Origin of the sequence: Longimicrobium sp. (assembly GCA_036387335.1) — a bacterium.
Lineage (GTDB): Bacteria > Gemmatimonadota > Gemmatimonadetes > Longimicrobiales > Longimicrobiaceae > Longimicrobium.
Genome location: DASVTZ010000007.1, coordinates 19,682 through 40,389, shown reverse-complemented (window position 1 = coordinate 40,389; position 20,708 = coordinate 19,682). Strand labels below are relative to the sequence as shown.

Here is a 20,708-nt window from a genome sequence, read left to right as displayed (position 1 = left end):
CGCGCCGGCCCCATCCTTGATCCGTTCGGCCGAGGTTGGCGTCGGCGCACGGCGTGATTACATTGTATGCACACTCTCATGAGGAAGGTGCACATGAAAACACGTATTGTTCGGGTTGGCAACTCAAGAGGAGTACGCCTGCCCAAACTCCTGCTTGAGCAGGCTGGCCTCCGTGATGAGGTGGAGATCCATGCCGAACCCGGCCGCATCGTCATCGAGTCGGCGGCACGGCCTCGCGCCGGCTGGGCGGACGCCGCACGTGAGATGGCGGCGGAGGGAGAAGATGGCCTGCTCGACGAGCCTACGCCTACCCGGTTCGATGCCGAGGATTGGACGTGGTAGAGCATCTGCCAAAGCTCCCTCGCCGTGGGGCGGTATACCTGGTTAACCTGGATCCCACGCGCGGAAGCGAGATCCAGAAGACCCGGCCGTGCCTTGTTGTCTCGCCAGACGAGTTGAACGAGCACCTTCGGACGGTCATCATTGCTCCGATGACCACTGGTGGGCGGCCGTATCCCTGGCGAGTGGCATGTCGCTTTCAGGAGCAAGAAGGGCGAGTGGCGCTCGATCAACTCCGCACCGTAGATCGAGAACGGCTCACCCGCTATCTAGGCAAGCTCCCGGCGGAGACAGTGACGTCAGTCCTCGGAACGCTCTCGGACCTCTTTACGGGATAGTCGCCGAACCAGGTTGCAGCCAACTCTGCGCGCGGCTGACCTGATCGGCATGCTGCTATACCCTGATCCAAGCGAGGCTTCATGTGCCGTAACATCAAGACACTGGCCAACTTCGAGCCGGCCGCGACCGATGATGAAGTGCGCGCCGCTGCGCTCCAGTTCGTCCGCAAGCTGAGCGGGACCACACACCCTTCACGCGCGAACGAAGAGGCGTTCAACCAAGCGGTCGACGAAATCACCGTGAGCGCTCGGCGACTCATCGACTCCATCGAGACGAAGTCCTCGCCGCGGAATCGCGAGGAGGAGGCACGGAAGGCGCGGCTGCAGTCGGCGAGGCGCTTCGGCACCCCTGCCTGACACGCTTGGCTGGACCTTCATCGAACTTCGACAGGCGATTTCTGCTCGAGCTGAAATGAGAGGCGGTTCGCGCGTCGTACAGGCGGGGTCCCCATCCGGTGAACGTGACTCGCGCGCTTCACTCAATGCAAGGAATGGGTATGGATGATCCCACGAGCAACACGGCTCGGCGCGTGGCTGCGCTGCTGACGCTCGCGTGCGGGCTCTGGGCCGGGTATTTCGGCACGGGCACGGTAATCCTGCACGTCATTGTTGACGCGTTCGGCCGCCGCTCCGTCGCGAGCTCGACGGAGTGGTACCTTGCGGCTCTGTACGGTGTCTCCGTGCTGTTGCTGATGCTCTCGGCTCCACTTGCCGCCGTCATCGCGCCGCCTGAGACCACGACGCGAGCCGTGTTCGCGGTTCTGAGCGCGTGCGGCTTCGTACTGGGTGCGCTCCAGCTAGCCGCCGATGCCTCGCCCGTCGACGCGCTCGCCTGGATGGTCGCGGGTGGGGCTGGTGCATGGTGGCGGTGGCGAGGCCCTCCGGAAGGGAAAGCGCTCACCGCCGTCCACGTCGCATGGTCGCTGATGGTAGGCTTCGCTGGATCGGCGCTGGCACTCGTTGAACGGACGCCCCTACTCGTGGCTGTCTGGATGATCGTGGGAGGTGCCACGCTCTGGTCTGTATGCGTCAGGAGGGGCTCCGCCCCCCCCTCTGCCCCATCCCGATCCCCGCCGCCGCACGCCATCCTCCACCGAAACGCACCGGCCTCGCACATCGTAGGGCAACGGGCGCCGAGCTGGCCGAACGCGGTCCGCCGGAGTCCCGAACCCACGTCCCCGCGATGCTCCCGCGCGTCATCCTGCTCCTGATTGTCCTATCCGTCATCGCGTGCGGCATCCGGCAGCTGTATCTGGCGCTGTGGGACTTCCCCGCGCTTTGGCCGGACGAGCTGGAAGGCGCCGAGCCCGAGCTCCCGCGCGACGACGAGGAGCTGGCGAGCGGCGCGTTCCTGCACCGCATCCTGACCGACGGGTTCTGCCACGAGCGCGAAGCATGGGCGCTGGAGCAGGCGAGGCGCGTGGCGGACCGGCTTCAGGCAGGGAGACCGCCGGAGGAGCGGTTGCACGTGGAGGTGCTCTGGACGGCGGAGGTCAACGCGTTCACGGCGCCGGGACGGTGGGTGTACCTCTCGCGGCGGCTGATGGAGCGGTGCATGTACGAAGACGCCGTCGCGATGATGGTGGCGCACGAGATCGCCCACCACGACCTGGGACACCTGGACACCGCATCCCCGCTGGTGTGGATGGCGCGGCGGCGCCTGCACGGACCCGAGGACGAGGCGGAGGCGGACGCGCACGGATTCAACCTGTGCCTGGCGGCCGGCTACGATCCGTGGCGCGCCCTTCACCTCTTCGACGTGCTGGAGGCGCACGCACTCGACGTCGGCGATCTATCCGCGGTGTTCGGCCCGGAGAACGCCATCGATGCCGCCCTCGCCGACGCGCCCGAGTGGAAGGTCGAGCTGCTCCGCTGGCTCCACGCGCGCCGCACCGGCTACCTCCCGCTGCGCGAGCGCAAGGCGGCGCTCGCAGAGGCGTACGAGGCCGCCGTTGCGGAGTGCGTCTAAAGAGAAGCCTCACGCGGAGAACGCAGAGGGAACTACAAGCCGCGGAGGACCCTCTGCTGTTCTTTCCTCTGCGTCTCCGCGTCTCCGCGTGAGGCCATCTGTTTCGGTGCCAGGCCGCGCGTGGTAGCTTGGGGAAACGGACGAACCGCCACCCCGCACAGCCGCACCATGCGAACGCTCCTCACGCTTCTCCTTGCCCTCTGCGCCCTCCCGCTCACCGCGCAGACGCCCGCGCAGGCCGTGCTCATCCGCCCCGCGCGGGTGTGGGATGGGATCGCCGCCGCGCCGCACGAGGGATGGGTGGTGCTGGTGCGCGGCGCCCGCATCGAAGCCGCGGGGCCGGCGTCCGAAGTCCGCGCGCCGGCCGATGCGCGGGTAGTGGAGCTCCCCGGCGCCACGCTGATGCCGGGGATGATCGAGGGGCACTCGCACCTCCTCCTCCACCCGTACAACGAGACGTCGTGGGACGACCAGGTGCTGCGCGAGTCGCAAGCACTGCGCGTCGCCCGCGCCACCGTGCACGCACGCGCCACGCTGATGGCCGGCTTCACCACCGTCCGCGACCTGGGGACGGAGGGCGCGGGCTGGGCGGACGTGGGGCTGCGCGACGCCATCGCGCAGGGGATCATCCCCGGGCCCCGGATGCAGGTGTCGACGCTCGCCATCGTCGCCAGCGGCAGCTACGGGCCCAAGGGCGCCAGTGAGGTGAGCTTTCCGCAGGGCGCCGAAGAGGCGGACGGCACCGACGCGCTCCTCCGTGCGGTGCGCCGGCAGATCGGGCACGGCGCGGACTGGGTGAAGCTGTACGGCGACTACCGCTGGGGCCCGGACGAGCCGTCGCGCCCCACCTTCACCGAGGCCGAGATCCGCCTGGCCGTCCAGGCCGCGCGCGACGCCGGGCGCCCCGTCGCGGTGCACGCCTCCACACCCGAAGGGATGCGCCGCGCCGCCGCCGCGGGCGTCGCCACCATCGAGCACGGCGACAACGGCACCGCCGAGGTCTTTCAGCTGATGAAGGCGCGCGGCACGGCGCTCTGCCCTACCCTCGCGGCGGGTGACGCCATCCTCCAGTACCGCGGGTGGCGCAAAGGGGTGGATCCCGAGCCTGCGCGCATCCGGGAAAAGCGCGCCTCCTTTCGGGCAGCGCTGCAGTCCGGTGTCACCATCTGCATGGGCGGCGACGTCGGCGTGTACACCCACGGCGACAACGCGCGCGAGCTGGAGCTGATGGTGGACTACGGGATGACGCCCGTGCAGGCGCTGATGGCCGCCACCTCCGTCAACGCGCGCCTCTTCGGCCTGGCAGACCGGCTCGGCACCGTGCGCGCCGGCCTCCTCGCCGACCTGGTGGCCGTCGATGGCGATCCGACGCGCGACATCCATGCGACACGGGCGGTGCGGTGGGTGATGAAGAACGGCGTCGTGTTCCGCGGGCCCGGTTCCGCGGAGCGTCCGTAACCGCGTTTCACACAGAGACACAGAGGGGGACGGAAAGGCGCGGAGGGTGATACGAGAGGAGGCCGAACCCGGCGGGGGTTCGGCCTCCGTTGCTGCGTTGCGATGAAGACTGGATCAGCGCGTGCGGGTGCGCGTCTCGTCCACGGGGCGGCCGCAGAAGCTGCCCTTGATGGTCGCGGTGCGCGTGGCGGGATCAAAGGTCGAGGTCAGGTCGATCGCGCAGGTGCCGCTTCTGCCGTTGCTGCGGCTCCAGGCGAAGGCGCCCTTTTGCGTCTGGGTGATGACGCCGGGCACGCCCTTGTTGAAGCTCGCGGTCACGCCGATCGCGGTGTTGGGCTGGCCGGTGACGGTCACGGTGACGCCGTTGCGCTGCTTGACGGCGCACGCGTTCTCCACCCGCTTCGCGCTCACGGCGAGGGTGCCGGTCTGCGTGGCGCGGTCGATCGTGCGATCCACCGTGCCGGAGACGGTCACGCTGCCGCCCGCGGGGCAGGCATGCGTGCGCTCAAAGGTGCCCGCGCCCGCGTTCAGGTCGAAAGTGGCGGTGCCCGCCGCGTCCGGCGACGAATAGAGCCCGTCGCCGAACTCCGTGAGCTGGGGCGCCTCGGCGGACGGAGACTCGTCGCGCGCGCCCGTCGCGCTGCGCTCGCAGGCGGCGGTCGTCGCCAGCACCAGGAGCAGGGCGGCCATCTTTCGGTTGAGCACGGGGACCTCTGAAGAAGGGTTGAGTGGATCGCATGTCCGCAACGGCCGGCACTACTCCTACAGCGGAGCTCGTGCCATCGTTGGACGCCCTCTCCTGCACGATACCGGATAATGGCGCGCGGCACAACGATGCCGCGTGCCTGCACCCCTTGCTGCGCCCGCCGGACCGGACTCAGTTTGGCGGGATGAATCCCGATCCCACACCAGCCCCGCCCGCGTTCGTCGGATGCGCGGGGTGGAGCCTGCCGCTCAAGGACCAGCCGCGCTTCCCGGCGGAGGGCACGCACCTGCAGCGCTATGCGTCCGTCTTTCCGGCGGCGGAGATCAACTCCTCCTTCCATCGCCCGCACCGCCCAACGACCTATGCGCGCTGGGCGGATGCCGTTCCGGACGCGTTCCTCTTCTCCGTCAAGCTCCCGCGCGAGATCACGCACACGGCCAAGCTGGTGGGCGCCGAAGAGCCGCTCGACCGCTTCCTGGGCGAGGCATCGGGACTCGGCGCGAAGCTGGGGTGCCTTCTCGTCCAGCTCCCGCCCAGCCTTGCCTTCGATGAAGAGATCGCGGGCGCATTCCTCCGCGCCCTGCGCGAGCGCCACGCCGGCCCCGTCGCCTGCGAGCCGCGCCACCCCACCTGGTTCGCCACCCCCGCCGACGCGCTCCTGATCGACCACCGCGTTGCCCGCGTCGCCGCGGACCCCGCGCGCGTCCCCGAAGCCGCGGAGCCGGGCGGCTGGCCCGAGCTGGTCTACTACCGCCTCCACGGCTCGCCGCGCATCTACTACTCCGACTACCCGCCGTCCTACCTGGACACCCTCGCCGCATCCTTGAAAGAAGCCACGGAGCGGAATGCATCCACCTGGTGCATCTTCGACAACACCGCCTCCGGCGCCGCCACCACCAACGCCCTCGACCTCCTCGAACGGCTGCGCTGAATCCCCTTCCCCCCTTGCAGGTCCCCTCTGTGGCTCTGTGTGAGATGCAGTTCCTCACCCATCCGCCGCGTTCCGGTGTATGAGATCGCATCGATCACCCGCAACCGCACCCGATGTCCACCGACGCGCGCCCCCGCCGCATACTGCTGGCCGACTGCGACTCGTACTTCGTCCGTTGCGCGCAGCTGGCGGACCCCGAGGGCGCGGGGCGTGCCGAGCTGCTGATCGTGGGCGGCCGGCCGGATGGACGCGGCGTGGTGACCTCGGCCAGCTACGCGGCGCGCAAGTACGGGGTGCACGCGGGGATGCCGATGGCGCGCGCCCTCCAGCTCTGCCCGCGCGCCACCCTCGCCCCCGTGCCCGGCGAGATGGTGAAGCGCAAGCACGTGGAGGTGCGCGCCGTACTCGACGAGTTCTCGCCGCTCGTGGAAGCCGCGAGCGTGGACGAGTTCTATCTGGACCTCACCGGCACCGAGCTCCTCTACCACAACGAGCCGCTCGAGGAAACCGCGCGCCGCATCCAGTCCGCCGTGCGCGAGCGGACGGAGATCGTGGTCTCCATCGGCGGCGCGACGTCGAAGATGCTGGCCAAGATGGCGGCCGGGGTGAACAAGCCCGCGGGGATCTTTGTGGTCCCGCCGGGCGGCGAGCAGGACTTCATGCTGCGCTGGGAGCTGGCGGACCTCCCAGGCGTGGGCCCCTCCTTCGCCGAAGCGCTCCGCCGCCGCGGCGTCACCACCGTGCACCAGGCGCTCCCGCTGGACCTCGCGACGCTGACGGCGTGGATGGGCCCGGCGCGGGCGCGGTGGCTCCACACCGTCATCCGCGGCGAGGGAAGCTCCGAAGTCACGCCACGATCGCCGCAGAAGTCCGTTTCGCACGAGCGCACCTTTCCGCGCGACCTCACCGACGAGCGCGAGATCGAGACCCGCCTCCTGTACCTCGCCACGGAGACGGGCGCATCGCTGCGCAAGGAGGGGATGAAGGCGCGCACGGTGACGGTGCGCCTGCGCTACGCCGACTTCACCGACCGCTCCGCGAGCCGCACGCTCCCCGAGCCGCTGGAGTCGGACCGCGCGATCTTTGCCGTCGCGCGCCAGCTCCTCCGCCAGCTTCGCGAGCAGCGCGGGGGCGGCATCCGGCTGCTGGGCGTGGGCGTCTCCAAGCTGGGCGAGGACGTGGACGCCGAGCCGCTCCTCTTCGAAGCCCCCGGCGGCGTGGAGAGCGAGCGCGACCGCAAGCTCTCCGAGATCACCGACCGCCTGCGCGCCCGCTTCGGCAAGGACGCGCTGATCCCAGGACGCATTACCGAGCCGCGGGAATCCTAAAAGCAATCCCATGCAGTTGCAGTGCGAGCGCGGACTGTCAGGAATCGCGTCACAGCGGCGTTTGTGGGAGGCCAGCTTCACCCACGACACTCCTGACTGAAACACCCATGCTTTCTCGCGCCATCTCGGCCGTCGTCGCGGCCGCGCTCCTCACCTCGTGCGACGATCCGACCGGACCCCTTCCCCGCGACGGCGCGCCGCGGGAGCTCGAATACTCCGTCGGCGGCTTCGGCGTCGGCTCCGGCCGGGTGGAGCTGCGCGGCGATACGGTGGTGCTGGTCCGCATGCCGTGGGACACCCGCCCGGGAACCCGCCCGGACACCATCCGCACCGTGCCCTCGCCGGAGGCGTGGCGCGCGTTCTGGGATGCGGCGGCGGACGCGGGGGTGCAGCGCTGGCGGCCGCGCTACATGGCCGAGAACGTGGTGGACGGCTCGGGGTGGAGCCTGCGCATCGTGGCGGCGGGCGCAAAGGTCGAGTCCACCGGAAGCAACGCGTACCCGGACCGTCACGGCCTGGAGCACGAGATGGAGGCGCCGAGCGAGTTCAGGGCCTTCGAGGATGCGGTCGCGACGCTCGCGGGGGCGCCGCTCCGCGCGGTGCACCGGTAAGCGGCACGCGCACCGTTCCCTTAGCGAGACGGGAGATTGAACTCGATCTCGGTGTACAGAGACTGCGCGTGATCGCTGAGCCTTTGGGCGGATCCCGGCACGAGGGGGGTGCGGGAAAGCTGGGCCGGCTTCACCACGCCGCTCGGCAGCCCCGAGGTGTACACGTCCGGCGCGACACGGATCACGCTCCCGCTCGTGGTCCGCTGCACCAGGACCGCGAACTGGACCGCGACGTCCTTGCCGAACCACCCGCCGCTCTGCACGACGCGGCGGGTGATCAGCACCCCCTCGGGCCCGAAGTCGCGGGCGATCGGAAGCTTCTCCTCCGCGAGGGTGGCCCGCACGAGCGCCATGGCGGCGGCGGGCGCCAGCCGGGTGCCGAGGGCGCGCGCCGCGCGCGCCCTGCGGAGCGCCGTCGCCACATCCATCGCCGGCGGGTTGACTCTGCCCCTGGCGTGCACGAAACCGTACGCGATGCTGTCTTCGTCGATGACGAACGCGTAGCCTCCAGGCCGGAGGGACTCGGCGGGCGTCACCCGGAATGCCCGGCGGTCGGCGCCGGCGGGACCCGCGCGCAGCGGAATCTCGCGCCCGAGCGGCACCCCCACACTCGCCGAACCGGTCCCGATCTCGAACATCTTCACGCGCGCGGCCGGGTCGCGCAGATAGACGAGGAAGGTGGGCTGGGCTCCCAGCGCGAACGTCTCCTCCAGCTCGGGGCCGTGCCGCATCCGCAGCTTCTGGGTCGTGACCCCGGCGCTGTCCGTGGTTCGCTCCACGGTCAGCCTCCCCTCGGCGATCGGGTCGACGCCCCCCGCTTCCCGCGCGACGAACACTCCGAAGTGGGTGGGAAGCGCCGGGGCCGGCGGCGCGGCCGCGCGTGGGGGCGGCGCTCCCTTGGGCTCCCCGCGCCGCGCGACGGCGGCCTGCATCGCCAGCATCACGTCGCGGTGCACCCGCGCGTTGCTGAGCGCCACCAGGTCGTTCACGCCGGTGGAAAAGGCGGAGCGGGAGCCTTCGATGGCAGCCACGATGACCGCCGGGTCCACCCCCGCCGCGGTCAGCTGGATGACGCTCCGGTTGTCGAGCACCTGCTGCGCCGCGGCGGGCCGGCCGCCCAGGACGAAGATCGACGCGAGCACCATCACCGCGAGCCACCGCGGGAAGACTGAACGGCAGTGCATGGGAACCGCTCCTGGGTCGTGGGAAGCGGGCAGGATCCTCTGCCGGCGGGCACACCAGAGTAGCCGCGCCGCGGGATGCCCCACAAGATCCTTCCACACGGCAACCCACGGCCGGCGCGGTGAAGGGATCGGTCAAAGTCCTTGCGTTCAGCGCCCCGGCGGTCACACACTGGAACCACGCGACCGCCGCGGAGAGGCCGCATCCCTTGCGCGCACCGTGGCGCGGCACGCAGCCGCTTCCGCCGGAGCGAGTGAAACCGGTCCCCTGCGGAATCGTACCAATCTCCGTGGCCCGGCGTCATGCCGAAGCCGCACGGGCGCCCCGGACGGGAGCGGCCCACCACCTGTACGAACGCGGAGCATCAACACAGTATGCCTACCACGCAGATCCCCACCGGCCGCCCGGCGAGCCGCATCGGCCGCACCAACCCGTTCGGCGCCGTGCTGGGGAAGGCGCCGCTGCTGATCGGCGGCGTGCTCCTCCTGGCGGCGATCCCCACCACGGTGACGTACATCAACCCGGGGAACGTGGGGATCGTCATCCACAAGCTGGGCGGCGGCGTAGACCCCAAGCCGCTCGGCCAGGGGATGCACTTCATCAACCCGATCTCCACCGGCATCGAAGAGTACCCGGTCTTCATGCAGACGCTGGTGCTGACGCAGGGCACCACGGAAGGGACGAAGCAGAACGACGAGATCAACGTCAACAGCGTCGAGGGGCAGCCGGTCTCGCTGGACGTATCGCTCTCCTTCGAGCTGGACCCCAGCAAGACGCCGGCGCTGTACTCCACCTTCCGGACGGACATCGAGTCCATCCAGCACGGCTACGTGAAGCAGGCCATCCGGCAGGCGCTGCAGGAGGTGGTGGGGAGCGAAGAGATCGCGGCGATCCTGGGTCCCAAGAAGGCCGAGACGGTGGCCAAGGCGCAGGCGCTCATCTCCAGCCGGCTGGGGCAGTACGGCTTCATGGTGAAGCAGTTCACCATCAACGAGATCCGCGCGCCGGGCGCGGTGATGGAGGCCATCAACACCAAGAACGTGATGCAGCAGCAGGCGCTGACCGCGCAGAACGAGCTGCAGAAGAACACGTTCCAGGCGCAGGGCGACAGCATCAAGGCCGCCGGCCGCGCCATGGCGATCCTGGCCGAAGCGCGTGCCCAGGCCGAGGCCAACCGCCTGCTGAGCCAGAGCATCACCAACACGCTGGTGCAGTACGAGATGACCAAGCGCTGGGACGGCAAGATGCCGCAGGTCAGCGGCAACGCGGTCCCCATGATCCAGCTCCCCGCGCGACAGTAAGCGGCCGCCTCACTCGTAGCCGCATCAGAAAACGGCGGGGGGCGCTCTGGAAGGAGCGCCCCCCGCTCTCGTCGTGCCTCCGCGCGAACGAGTTAAAGCGCGGGTATTGTAGGATTTAGCGGACCTTTCTACCTTCGATGCAACGGGCACCGGACGGCCCGCGGAAATCCCACCCGGAGGCGCGAGTGCCCGATGAAGGACGTGTTCGCGTGGGTACCGCTGATCTGGACGAGCCGCATCTTCGTCCTGGTCTCCCTGTGGGGCGCCACACTGATCGTTACGCTGTACCTCGCTCGCTTCCTGCGCCCGAGCCACCTCAAGCGCCTCGTCCTGGCGGATCTACCCGTCTTCAGCAAGATCGGCGGCGAGGCGGAGGTCATGGGGCAGAAGCTCGTGCTCAGCGCGGAGATCGAGACCGGGCGCGAAGATCTGGCCGACGCGACCGCGAAGCGTCTGGTCGAGCTTCAGAGCGCGGTCCGCAGGCTCGAAGCGATGGTGGGTGTCGACGGGAAAGCAACCACGGGAGAAGGAGGCGAACATGGCAACAGACAGCCGGCGCGATGAGGATCTGGAGCTCTCGATCGACACCCGTGCGGAACCCCCCGAACTGGACAGCTTTGTGGCCGAGTACCTGCGCATCCAGGACCGGAAGGAGGAGCTCTATCGCAAGCTGCGGGCGCTCGATTCCGTGAACCCGATCGGCGGGCTCAGCGAAAGCCGGTGGCGTGAATTCGATGCGCAGAGAGCAGCCCGGCGGCGCAGCATCATCGAAGCGGCCCAGCGACTGAACGACGAAGCGGCCCCCGCCTGATCGCGGGGACCGCCGGGCCGCGTCCGGGCACGCCCGTCAAGCACGGTCACACTTGTTACACGAGTACCTTCCGCCGCTGTCTGTCGCGCTGCATATTCCGCGTGGGGGATCGTTCGGGGCAGCCAAACAGACGGGGCGATGGCGTACCGCGAGTTCACCGACGACGGCGGCAACTTCTGGCGGGCCTGGGACACCTACCCTGGCTCCGCCGCCAACGTGCGCCCGGGGTTCGAAGGCGGGTGGCTGGGCTTCGAGTGCGAGGCGGAGCGGCGGCGCCTGGCCCCCGTCCCCGCCGGCTGGGAGGAGGCGAGCGACGACGACCTGAGGTCGATGCTCGCCCGCGCGCAGCCCAACCGCCCTGCCCGCGCCACCCCCGCCGACGACGCGCCCGAGGCCGCCGCCCCCGCCGCCGCCGACTCACCGCCCCCCACCGCGGACGGGGTGAGCCGCTCGCGCGCGGTTCTGGAGCGCGTGCGGAGCGTGCTCAGCGCCGTGGATCGGACCCTGCGCGGCTGAGTGCCCCCTCCCCCCGGCCCCCTCCCCCGCCTGCGGGGGCGCAGGGCGGGTGAGGGGGAGAACTGCCGCCCCTGCCGCAATGTTCGCGGCAGGGGCGGATCTCGTCATGGCGGTATCTCCGCCCCATCCCATCATTGCCACGCCCCGTGACCCTCGCCCCCCGCGCCGGCACCTGGTAGGGGCAGACCTGCGTGTCTGCCCACCCTTTCCGTACCTCGGACCCCTCCTACGGTACAGCCGCCGCGCGCCTGCGCCTGGCCATCTTGCGCGCGTACGACACCAGCTTCCACAGTAGAGCCACGGCCAGCAGCAACGCCAGAATCGGCGCGATCAGCCCCAGCACGATGAGCACCACGGCGGCAACGTCTTCGATGATGCTGATCAGCGGGTTGGCGAGGCCGCCGGTGAACGCGGTGCTCCCCACGCGCGCCGAGGCCTTCGCCGTGTGCACCCCGAGCGCCAGCGGCGCCCCCGCGATGATCGCCAGCGCCACCGAGTGCTCCGGCGCGAGCTGGTGCACGAACGGAATCGCGGCCAGCACCGCCAGCCCCGGCTTCGTAAACGTCTGCACGGTATCCAGCAGGTGGTCCACGAGGGGGATCTTGTCCCCGAGCACCTCCAGCACCGTCGCCACGCCGAAGATGATGATCGTGGTCGTCGACGCCATCCACCCGAGCGACGGCGGCACCTCCAAATTCAGCATGCGAATCGCCACGCTCGCCCCGAACACGGGCAGAAAGGCGCGCAGCCCCGCGCAAGCCGCCAGCACCAGCCCAAACGCCGCCGCGGACGCAGCTTCCATCCTGAACCTCTGGTTGTAAAGGGAGACTACGGGTGGGGTGGATACCTGCCAGCAGCGTGCAGGAAGCGGCGCTCCAGAAGGCGGTCGGGGTCGTTCAGGCCCAGCACCCGGACCGTCACCGTGCCGATCTCGGAAAGCGGCACGATGGAAAGCACTCGTTCGTCGAACGTGAAGTGCTCGTCCCAGCGATCGATACGTGGGTTGAACAAGCGGACGAAGCTACCACTCTCCGGCATGATCGATCCGATGTCGCTCCCCTTTCGCCGGTTGCAAACGGAACAGGCGAGGGCAAGGTTGCTTTCTTCCGTGGGACCGCCGTGCTTTTCGCTCACAACATGATCCACCTGGCACCCATGGAAGGTGTCATCGTCATGGATCAGGCAGTACTCGCAAGCCGACCGCGCCCGCGCTATGACGAGCCGGCGAAGCGCCGCCGAGACGTAGGTGCTGCTCACGACTCAAGGTGCAACCGCGCCCGTGCCTTCGCGAGGCGCATGATGTGCTCGAGCTGGATCGCGCTCTCCAGCTCAGCCGTCTCCTCGGTGGAGAGGCCCCCCGTCTTTTCGCGCTGGATGAGGTCAGTGACACGGCCGCGCGCCTCTTCCGAAGCGCGGAACTCCGCCACCTGGCGTGAGCTCGGCCCGGCCGCGATGAAGTTCACCACTTCCTCGTAGACCCGCTTGGGCCCGGCCGTGCCTGGCTCGATGTCGTGTGCCCGCTTGGCGGTCATCGCAAAGCACTCCGCATAAGGGTTCACCCCAACATACCCGCGCCCCGCCACGCCCGACAACGTTCCTCTCCGCCGAATAGCGCGCCAACTTGCCGCGCCGAGACCGCTTCAGCGGTCTTCCCGTGGTTCCAGCCGGGGGCTTCAGCCCGCGGTTGCGGTTTCCGCCATCGCCAGCAGCTCGGCCGTGTGCAGCGTCGCGCGCCCGTCGCAGAAGTCGGCGATCTGGTGGCGGCAGCTGAAGCCGGGGGCCACCACCAGGTCTTCGGCCTCCGCGGCGCGGACGGCGGGGAAGAGGACGCGCTCGCCGCACGCCTTCGACACCTCGTAGTGCCCTTTCTCGTAGCCGAACGACCCCGCCATCCCGCAGCACCCCGAATCGAGCACGGAGAACTCCAGCCCCTCCACGCGCCCCAGCACCTCGTTCGTCGGCCCCATCCCCACGATCGCCTTCTGGTGGCAGTGGCCATGGACGACGGCGCGCCGCTCCAGCCGGCCCGGCCGCCAGTCGGGGAGCGCCGCGAGGAACTCTTCCAGCATGACGGACGCGCTCGCCAGCACTTTCGCGCGCGGATCGCGGACCAGGTCGGGGAGCTCGTCGCGCAGGGTGAGGATGCAGCTCGGCTCCACGCCCACGACCATCGCCCCGGCCTCCACCTCGGGAAGCAGCGTCTCCAGCAGCTCCGTCTGGAGGGCGCGTCCGTGGTCCAGGAGGCCGTTGGAGATGGCGGCGCGGCCGCAGCAGACGGATTTCTTTGGCAGCTTCACGTGGAAGCCGGCGCGCTCCAGCACGGTGGCGGTGGCGTGCAGCGGGCCGGGCTGGAAGAAGTTGTGAAAGGTGTCGTCCAGCAGGATGACCGTGGGGCGGCCGGCGGACGGCTTCGGCTTCCACCCGCGGCGGAACGGATGACTGGCCAGCGGCGGAAGCTCGCGGCGCGGGTCCATCCGCCCGATCCCTTTGATGGTGCCGCCCATCAGCCGGCTTCCCAGGTTGGCGAGCCCCGGCGCCAGGCTCCCCGCGCGCGCGAAGTCGCGGATGCGGCCGAAGAAGAGCGCGTCGCGTGGCGTGCCCGTTTCGCGGTAGTGCTGTGCGAGGTACTCCACCTTGTAGCGCGCCATGTCCACGCCCACGGGGCACTCCGTCTTGCACGCCTTGCAGCCGAGGCAGAGGTCGAGCGCCTCCATCACGGCCCCGCTCTTCATCCCCGGCAGGTTGCCGCGCATCGCTTCGCGCAGGGCGTTGGCGCGGCCGCGGGTGGCGTGCTGCTCTTCCAGGGTGACCATGTGCGAGGGGCACATCGTTCCCGTGTCCAGCTTCCGGCAGACCCCCATCCCGTTGCACTTCTCCACCGCGACATCCCACCCGCCGTCGGCCGAGTAGTCGAACCAGGTGTCGGGCGCGCCGGCGTTGGCCACGGCGTCGAAGCGCAGGTTCTCGGACATGCGCTGGTAGGGCGGCACGATCTTGCCGCCGGGGTTCATCCGCCCCTCGGGGTCGAAAACGCGCTTGACCTCCTGGTGCAGGCGGATGATCTCCGGCCCGAACATCAGCGGAAGGAACTCGCTGCGCGACAGCCCGTCGCCGTGCTCGCCAGAGAGGGAGCCGCCGAACTCCACCACGAGCTCGGCGATGTCGTGCGCGATCCCCTGCATGCGCTGGACGTCCTCGCCGCGCTTCAGGTCCAGGTCCACGCGGATGTGCAGGCACCCCTGCCCCGCGTGCCCGAAGTACCCCGTGGTGGTGCCGTGGCGGTTGACGATCTCCTCGAAGCGGCGCGTGTAGTCGCCCAGCCGCTCGGGGGGCACGCCGGTGTCCTCGACGAACTCCTGCGGCTTGATGTTCTTGTTGGGCGTCGTGAGGTAGAGGAGCCCCGTCGCCGCCTGGCGCAGCGCCCACGCCGCCGCCTGCTCGCGCGCGGTGAGATACGCGTTGGCCTGGGGCGCGCCCGGGAGCGTCTTCGCCCGCGCCGCGAAGTCGTGCGCCAGCCCCGCGACCTCCTCGGGCGAGTCGCCGCTGAACTCGCAGAAGAGGACGCCCAGCGCATCGGGCGCGGCCATGGCGGCGGTGTCGCGGAACTCGATCAGCGAGCGCGCGCCCTGCAGCACCCGGCTGTCCACGATCTCCAGCGCCGAAAGGCCGCGCTCCAGGAGGATGGCGGGGACGGCATCCATCGAGGTGAAGCGTTCGCGGAAGCTCAGCAGCACGAGCGACCGCGCGGGCGGCACCGGCACCAGCCCCAGCTCCGCCTCCACCACCGTCGCCAGCGTCCCCTCGGAGCCGACGATGAGCTGCGCGAGGTTGAGGGTGTCGCCCTCCAGCATCGCGTCGAAGTTGTAGCCCGATACGCGGCGCGGGATCTTTGGATAGCGGGCGAGGATGCGCTCGCGCTCCGGCTCCAGGATGCCGAGGACGGAGCGCGCGATCTCCCCCTCCAGCCCGGGCATCTGCGCCACATCCTCGCGCGCGACGGAGCCGAAGTGGGCGCAGCGTCCGTCCGCGGTGATGCACTCCAGCGAGTGCACGTGGTCGCCCGTCTTGCCGTAGACGAGCGAGCGGGCGCCGCACGAGTTGTTGCCGATCATCCCGCCCAGCGCGCACTGGCGGATGGTGGCCGGATCGGGTCCGAAGTGGAGCCCGTACGGCGCCGCGGCGCGGTTGAGGCGGTCGAGCCGCAGCCCCGGCTCCACGCGCGCGCGCCTGCGGTCCGGGTCTATCTCGATCACCCGGTTCATGTACTTGCTGAAGTCCATCACCAGCGCCGTCCCCACCGTCTGCCCGGCGAGCGCGGTCCCTCCGCCGCGCGGCAGGATGGCGACCCCGGCCTCCGCCGCCAGCTTGACCGTCGCCTCCACGTCCGCCGCCTCCTTCGGCACCACCACGCCGACGGGGAGGAACTGGTAGAGCGACGCATCGGTGCTGTACAGGAGGCGCGACTTGGCATCGAAGCGCACCTCGCCGCGCACCTTTTCCTTGAGCGCGCGCTCGAGCTTGGCCGCGCGCGGATCGGACTGGATGATCGGGAGAGGCAAGGGAGTTCCGGGAAAGTGCCTAGTGCCTAGTGCCTAGTACCTAGTGGAGCGTCCGAAGCTACTGGGCACTGAGCACTGGGCACTAGGCACTGCTGTTCTGTAACATATCCGGCACGGATCGTCCGGCAACCGTGGAACCCCCGCCGGAAGGGGTGTACCAGAGGTCCGTGGCGCGAGGCGCGTGCGCCCGTGCTCGCAACCGGATTTTCCGCCCATGCACGTATATCTTCGAGATGAACCCGTCGAGCTCGAGCTCCGCGAAGTGGACCACGAGGGGCTGCTTCCAGAAGAGGCCGAGCTGATCCCCGTGGCGTTCTACGCAGACGGCAACGACCGCCCGTCGTTCCGCGCGCTCCTGCCTCCCGAGACGCTGGCGATCCTGGAGGAAGCGCTGCAGACGCCCGTGCAGCTCGGCCTCCTGGCCGAGGAGCCGGAGGAGGCGACCGCCGAGATCCACGCCATGGTCGGCCTCTCCATCCCCGTCGACCAGCTGCCGGAAGGGATCTCCACCGACGGCGAGGAAGAAGAGCACGAGCACGAGCTGGAGCCCTGGCAGTCCGCCCCCGCCGCCGACGCCTGGCGCGGCGAGGGCGCCGAGCCGGAGGAGACCCCGCGCACGGTGATGCTGGCCTTCGCCCCGCTGGTTCGCCTCGCCCGCCGCTTCCCCGACGACTTCGGCGAGGAGCTGGCCGACCTGCTAGAGAGCGCCCTCTCCGGCGCCACGAAGCCGTCGCTCGAAGCGCGGGTGGACCGGATGCTCGGCGGACCGTGAACGGCTGGTCCGCACGAAGAAGAGGAGGCGCGGAGATCTCTCCGCGCCTCCTCTTTCGTTCTTTCAGTTCCCTCTGTGGCTCTGTGTGAGACGCCGTTCCGTTTTCCCGTTCAGCGCTCGACGGTGAAGGGAGGCGTGAAGACCTCGCCGCCGTCGCCGCTCCGCATCCGCTCGACCCGGGTGACCATGCGGTACTCGCCGGGCTGCCACTCCGCGGTGATCGGCTCCCGCAGCACCGTCTCCGCGCCGGGAGCGAGGATGCGGAGCTCCATGGTGCAGAGGCGGAGGGAGGAGATGCGCGACCACGTGCCGCCCGCCCTCAGCTCGCGCGACGAGTGGCAGAGGTTGTAGCCGAGCGACTGCGTGGTGCCGTTGCGCAGCACGATAGTGGCGGTGTCGCCGCGGCGATAGGCGGGACGCTCGGCCGCGAAGGTGATCCCTTCCGCGTCGCGGAGCACGGCCGCGGGCAGACCGGGGCCGGAGCCGGTGGGGGACCCGGAACATCCCAGCGCGAGCAGGGCGGCGAGCGGCAGCAAGGCGATGGTGCGCATGTCGGTCTCCGTCTGATTCGAGGTTCGTGTCGGCCAGAGAACGAGCGGAGCGCCGGGGGTGTGACACCGGGTGCGCGCACCCGCGGACCGCCTTATTCTCCCCACATGACGGAATCGCACTCCTATCGAGGCCGCTTCGCGCCGAGCCCCACGGGCGCGCTGCACATCGGCAACGCGCGCACGGCGCTGCTGGCGTGGCTGCACGCGCGGGCCGCGGGCGGCAGCTTCGTGATGCGGGTGGAGGACCTGGACTTCGGACGCGTGCGGCCCGGGATCATGGAGGCGCAGCTCGACGAGCTCCGCTGGCTGGGGCTGGACTGGGACGAGGGGCCGGATGTGGGCGGCCGCCACGCGCCGTACGTCCAGTCCGAACGGGTCGCGCTCTACGAGGACGCCCTGCGCCGCCTGGCCCGCGACGGCCATCTCTTCGCCTGCGGCTGCTCCCGGCGCGACATCGCGGCCGCGGCCAGCGCACCGCACGCCGGGGAGGAAGGCCCGCGCTACTCCGGCATGTGCCGCCACCAGCCCGTCCCCGCCGACGCCGTCAGCCTCACGCGCTGGGCGGTCTCCGAGCGCGCCCTCCGCTTCCGCGTGGACGACGCGAACGAGGAGGTGTGCTTCGACGACGGCGTGCTGGGCCGCGCCTGCTTCCGCCCCGCCGCGGACACGGGCGACTTCGTGGTGCGACGCAAGGACGGCGTGGCCGCGTACCAGCTCGCCGTGGTGGTGGACGATGCCGCGATGGGGATCACCGACGTGGTGCGCGGCGGCGACCTGCTGGGCTCCACCGCGCGTCAGATCCTCCTCTTCCGCGCGCTTGGGCTGCCCGCGCCGCGCTTCGCCCACGTCCCGCTCATGCTGGGCGCGGACGGCGAGCGCCTCGCCAAGCGGCACGGCGCCGTCTCGCTGGCCGAGCTGCGCGGCGAAGGGGTCGCGCCGGAAAAGGTGGTGGGCTGGCTCGCCTCCACCTGCGGCCTCGCGGACCCGGGCGAGCACCTCCGTCCCGCCGAGCTCATCCCCCGCTTCTCCACCCCCCGCATCCCCGCCGCGCCGACGGTGGTGACGGGCGCCTCGCTGGCGGCGCTGCGAACGCCTTGACATCGCGCGAACTCCGAATAACCTTCGATTCCTTTCGCGCCACAAGCACCCTCCCCCGCAGTCCTCCCCCCGAGCCACCATGTCCACGCAGAGCCCTCCCACCTCACGAGTTCGCTTCATCGAGCACCGCGGCGCCCGCATCCTGCTGATCGACTTTTCCGGCCTTCAGAAGACGGAAGAGATCCTGCGCGAGGTGGAGGTCGCGCGCGAGGTGGTCGCCGGCCAGCCCCCCGCGTCGCTGCGCACGCTGACGCACGTCAAGGACGCGCGCTACACCCCGCCGGTGATGGAGGCGCTCAAGCAGCTCACCGTCCACAACAAGCCGTACGTCACCGCCGCCGCGGTGGTGGGGATGGAGGGGCTGCACCGGGTGCTCTTTCGCGCCGTCGTCCTCTTCAGCCGCCGCAACATCGAGGCGTTCGATACGATCGAGGAAGCGCGCGACTGGCTGGCGGCGCAGCCCTGAGGCCCCGCCCTTCGTGCGCGAAGTGCGCAAAGATTGCCGGTTCCACGCTCGTACGCGCCGCTCCCTCCCCCGCGCCACCCGCCGGGCGCGCATCCAATCTCCTGCCCCTAAAGCACTTAGCCGCCGCCGCACGGAGCGCTATTCCGCATCCGCAGGGGAACGCTTATCTTCGCCCTACCGCCGAGACAATCCCGCCGCCGTACGCACCACCTGACGCGAGCCCCCTCGCCACGGCCCGGCCTCCGCACATCCGCCAGACCTTACAGGAGATCCGATGAAGCGCTTAGCGCTCACGCTCGCAGCAGGGCTGCTCGCGCTACCGGCCGCCGCCGGGGCACAGACGCGCCCGACGTACTCGCCCGAGCCGCACCCGCAGCAGCTTCCGCACTCGCGCTGGGCCATCACGCCGTACGTGGGCGCGCGGGTGCCGTACAACACCGGCACCTTCTTCGTGACGGGCGCCAACGGGGCGGAGCTGCAGGTGGAGGAGGAGCGCGAGGGCGCGCCGGCGGTGGGGCTGAACGCGGACTTCTTCTTCCGCCGCGTGCTCGGCTTCACGGCGGGCGTCGCCTACAGCGCCGCGCCGCAGGACATCTTCACCTTCGGCACCCCGGGCGACTCGCTCCCCGAGGGGCGGTTCATCACCGACGCGCCCTCCATGTGGTTCGCCAAGGCGGGGATCACGGCGCGCCTCCCGGACCCCAGCCCGGACGACCGCCGCTTCCACCCGTCCGCCTTCGTGACGGTGGCGCCGGCGATGATCTTCATGGGGGAGCAGGCGGGGCAGGAGGCGACGCGGCACTTCGCGCTGAACCTGGGCGCGGACGCCACCGCGCGCATCGGCCGCAGCGGCTTCGCCTTCCAGATCGGGCTGGAGGACTACATCACCTTCTGGAACACGGACGATTTCCTGGACCGTGACGCGGCGCGCTTCGGCGGCGAGCCGCGCTTCGAGGGCGGTCCGGTGGCGATCGACTACAACTACAGCAACGCCAACATCCTCGTGGCGCGCTTCGGCATCTCGTACCGCCCCGCGCCGCGCGGCATGACGCCGGTGGCCACCTACACGCCGGCCCCGCCGCAGGCCGCCCCCGCCGCGCCCGCGGTCGCCATCCGCTACTGCGTCGTGCGCGATGGCCGTCTCGCCGAAGTGGACGCCGTGTACGACCCCCAGCGCGCCGACACCCTCGTGGACGGCCGCCCGGTCGCCATGACGTACCCAGCCGACGCGCTGCCGTACGCGTCGAGCGCCGAGTGGTACATCAACAACGAGCCGATCATGATGGGCAACCGGCGGGTGGTGAAGTACGGTCTCCCGCGCAGGCTTCCCGCGCGCCAGCTTCAGCCGGCGGGCGAGTACCGCGGCGTCCCGGTCTTCGCCGAGGCGGGCGTGAGAGCGCCGGACGTGTACTACGTGCCGGTGCGCCCCGGCTGCGAGTTCCAGCCGTACGAGAACACCGCCAACGTGGGGGCGGTGCGGGGGTAGGCGGCCCTCACCCCCGCTCGTTCCTCGCTGCCCCCTCTCCCGATAACAGGAGAGGGCTCCGCCCTCTGTTATCGAGAGAGGGGGCGGGAATTCGCCCCTGCCGCAACCATCGCGGCGGGGGCGTGTTTGATTATGTCCCGTTGGGGCGCGATTTATCACGCCCGTGCCCCGCGCCGCTCCGCCCCCCCGCTCGCGCAAACCGATGCCCTGTAGGGGCGGCCCCGTGTGGCCGCCCGTGCCCGACGCCGCACCGATGCCCGCCTGTCTTGCCCCGCCCACCCACCCC

23 protein-coding genes are annotated in these 20,708 nt (G+C 70.3%); 16 read left to right on the top strand and 7 right to left on the bottom strand.

Annotated features, from left to right (window positions below; genetic code table 11):
• Positions 1-93: 93 nt before the first annotated feature.
• The 5 genes from VF647_00605 to VF647_00585 all read left to right on the top strand — a co-directional run bounded on the left by VF647_00605 (position 94) and on the right by VF647_00585 (position 4,104).
• The gene (locus VF647_00605) at positions 94-342 is read left to right on the top strand and encodes an AbrB/MazE/SpoVT family DNA-binding domain-containing protein (protein ID HEX8450557.1); all 249 of its coding nucleotides are present in this window, start codon (positions 94-96) and stop codon (positions 340-342) included.
• Positions 336-677 (top strand): type II toxin-antitoxin system PemK/MazF family toxin, encoded by a 342-nt coding sequence (locus VF647_00600; GenBank protein HEX8450556.1) that lies wholly within the window; start codon positions 336-338, stop codon positions 675-677. The genes VF647_00605 and VF647_00600 overlap by 7 nt, the downstream gene beginning before the upstream one ends.
• Before the next feature lie 81 nt (positions 678-758).
• Positions 759-1,034 carry a DUF2277 domain-containing protein gene (locus VF647_00595; GenBank protein ID HEX8450555.1) on the top strand — a complete coding sequence of 92 codons (276 nt, stop codon included), beginning with the start codon at positions 759-761 and terminating at the stop codon, positions 1,032-1,034.
• Between the two features lie 826 nt (positions 1,035-1,860).
• The gene (locus VF647_00590) at positions 1,861-2,646 is read left to right on the top strand and encodes a M48 family metallopeptidase (GenBank protein HEX8450554.1); all 786 of its coding nucleotides are present in this window, start codon (positions 1,861-1,863) and stop codon (positions 2,644-2,646) included.
• Between the two features lie 168 nt (positions 2,647-2,814).
• Positions 2,815-4,104, top strand: coding sequence for an amidohydrolase family protein (locus VF647_00585; GenBank protein ID HEX8450553.1), 1,290 nt, complete (start codon positions 2,815-2,817; stop codon positions 4,102-4,104).
• Between the two features lie 114 nt (positions 4,105-4,218).
• Here VF647_00585 and VF647_00580 read toward each other — a convergent pair whose 3' ends face one another.
• The gene (locus VF647_00580) at positions 4,219-4,809 is read right to left on the bottom strand and encodes a hypothetical protein (GenBank protein ID HEX8450552.1); all 591 of its coding nucleotides are present in this window, start codon (positions 4,807-4,809) and stop codon (positions 4,219-4,221) included.
• A gap of 185 nt (positions 4,810-4,994) precedes the next feature.
• Here VF647_00580 and VF647_00575 point away from each other — a divergent pair, with 185 nt between their 5' ends.
• From VF647_00575 to VF647_00565, 3 genes are all read left to right on the top strand, one after another.
• Positions 4,995-5,741 carry a DUF72 domain-containing protein gene (locus VF647_00575; protein HEX8450551.1) on the top strand — a complete coding sequence of 249 codons (747 nt, stop codon included), beginning with the start codon at positions 4,995-4,997 and terminating at the stop codon, positions 5,739-5,741.
• Between the two features lie 113 nt (positions 5,742-5,854).
• Positions 5,855-7,069 carry a DNA polymerase IV gene (locus tag VF647_00570; GenBank protein ID HEX8450550.1) on the top strand — a complete coding sequence of 405 codons (1,215 nt, stop codon included), beginning with the start codon at positions 5,855-5,857 and terminating at the stop codon, positions 7,067-7,069.
• Between the two features lie 107 nt (positions 7,070-7,176).
• A complete protein-coding gene (locus VF647_00565) occupies positions 7,177-7,680 on the top strand; it encodes a hypothetical protein (protein ID HEX8450549.1) in 504 nt (167 codons plus the stop codon).
• Positions 7,681-7,700: 20 nt separating this feature from the next.
• Here VF647_00565 and VF647_00560 read toward each other — a convergent pair whose 3' ends face one another.
• Complete coding sequence (locus VF647_00560) at positions 7,701-8,864, bottom strand: hypothetical protein (GenBank protein HEX8450548.1); 1,164 nt, start codon at positions 8,862-8,864, stop codon at positions 7,701-7,703.
• A gap of 372 nt (positions 8,865-9,236) precedes the next feature.
• Between VF647_00560 and VF647_00555 the strand changes: the two genes are divergently transcribed.
• The 4 genes from VF647_00555 (at position 9,237) to VF647_00540 (ending at position 11,490) form a co-directional block, all read left to right on the top strand.
• Positions 9,237-10,163, top strand: coding sequence for a prohibitin family protein (locus tag VF647_00555; protein ID HEX8450547.1), 927 nt, complete (start codon positions 9,237-9,239; stop codon positions 10,161-10,163).
• A 192-nt stretch (positions 10,164-10,355) separates the two neighbouring features.
• On the top strand, positions 10,356-10,727 hold the full coding sequence (locus tag VF647_00550) for a hypothetical protein (protein HEX8450546.1): 372 nt from the start codon (positions 10,356-10,358) through the stop codon (positions 10,725-10,727).
• Positions 10,702-10,974 carry a hypothetical protein gene (locus VF647_00545; protein ID HEX8450545.1) on the top strand — a complete coding sequence of 91 codons (273 nt, stop codon included), beginning with the start codon at positions 10,702-10,704 and terminating at the stop codon, positions 10,972-10,974. The genes VF647_00550 and VF647_00545 overlap by 26 nt, the downstream gene beginning before the upstream one ends.
• A gap of 138 nt (positions 10,975-11,112) precedes the next feature.
• On the top strand, positions 11,113-11,490 hold the full coding sequence (locus VF647_00540) for a hypothetical protein (protein ID HEX8450544.1): 378 nt from the start codon (positions 11,113-11,115) through the stop codon (positions 11,488-11,490).
• A gap of 226 nt (positions 11,491-11,716) precedes the next feature.
• Here the strand turns inward: VF647_00540 and VF647_00535 are convergent, their stop codons facing one another.
• From VF647_00535 to VF647_00520, 4 genes are all read right to left on the bottom strand, one after another.
• Positions 11,717-12,292: a DUF4126 domain-containing protein gene (locus VF647_00535; protein ID HEX8450543.1), complete on the bottom strand. Its 576-nt coding sequence runs from the start codon at positions 12,290-12,292 to the stop codon at positions 11,717-11,719.
• 26 nt (positions 12,293-12,318) lie between these two features.
• Positions 12,319-12,747 (bottom strand): HNH endonuclease signature motif containing protein, encoded by a 429-nt coding sequence (locus tag VF647_00530; GenBank protein ID HEX8450542.1) that lies wholly within the window; start codon positions 12,745-12,747, stop codon positions 12,319-12,321.
• Complete coding sequence (locus tag VF647_00525) at positions 12,744-13,022, bottom strand: hypothetical protein (GenBank protein ID HEX8450541.1); 279 nt, start codon at positions 13,020-13,022, stop codon at positions 12,744-12,746. The genes VF647_00530 and VF647_00525 overlap by 4 nt, the downstream gene beginning before the upstream one ends.
• 141 nt (positions 13,023-13,163) lie before the next feature.
• Positions 13,164-16,049, bottom strand: coding sequence for an FAD-binding and (Fe-S)-binding domain-containing protein (locus tag VF647_00520; GenBank protein ID HEX8450540.1), 2,886 nt, complete (start codon positions 16,047-16,049; stop codon positions 13,164-13,166).
• A gap of 214 nt (positions 16,050-16,263) precedes the next feature.
• On the opposite strand from VF647_00520, the gene VF647_00515 reads away from it, so the two are divergent.
• A complete protein-coding gene (locus VF647_00515) occupies positions 16,264-16,821 on the top strand; it encodes a hypothetical protein (protein ID HEX8450539.1) in 558 nt (185 codons plus the stop codon).
• A gap of 110 nt (positions 16,822-16,931) precedes the next feature.
• On the opposite strand, the gene VF647_00510 is transcribed toward VF647_00515, so the two are convergent.
• Positions 16,932-17,372 (bottom strand): hypothetical protein, encoded by a 441-nt coding sequence (locus VF647_00510; GenBank protein HEX8450538.1) that lies wholly within the window; start codon positions 17,370-17,372, stop codon positions 16,932-16,934.
• A gap of 105 nt (positions 17,373-17,477) precedes the next feature.
• Between VF647_00510 and gluQRS the strand changes: the two genes are divergently transcribed.
• The 3 genes from gluQRS (at position 17,478) to VF647_00495 (ending at position 20,422) form a co-directional block, all read left to right on the top strand.
• Positions 17,478-18,470 (top strand): tRNA glutamyl-Q(34) synthetase GluQRS, encoded by a 993-nt coding sequence (gluQRS, locus tag VF647_00505; protein ID HEX8450537.1) that lies wholly within the window; start codon positions 17,478-17,480, stop codon positions 18,468-18,470.
• Positions 18,471-18,549: 79 nt separating this feature from the next.
• Entirely contained in the window at positions 18,550-18,936 is a 387-nt protein-coding gene (locus VF647_00500; GenBank protein HEX8450536.1) for a hypothetical protein, read from the top strand.
• A 274-nt stretch (positions 18,937-19,210) separates the two neighbouring features.
• A complete protein-coding gene (locus tag VF647_00495) occupies positions 19,211-20,422 on the top strand; it encodes a hypothetical protein (protein HEX8450535.1) in 1,212 nt (403 codons plus the stop codon).
• The last annotated feature ends 286 nt before the right edge of the window (positions 20,423-20,708 follow it).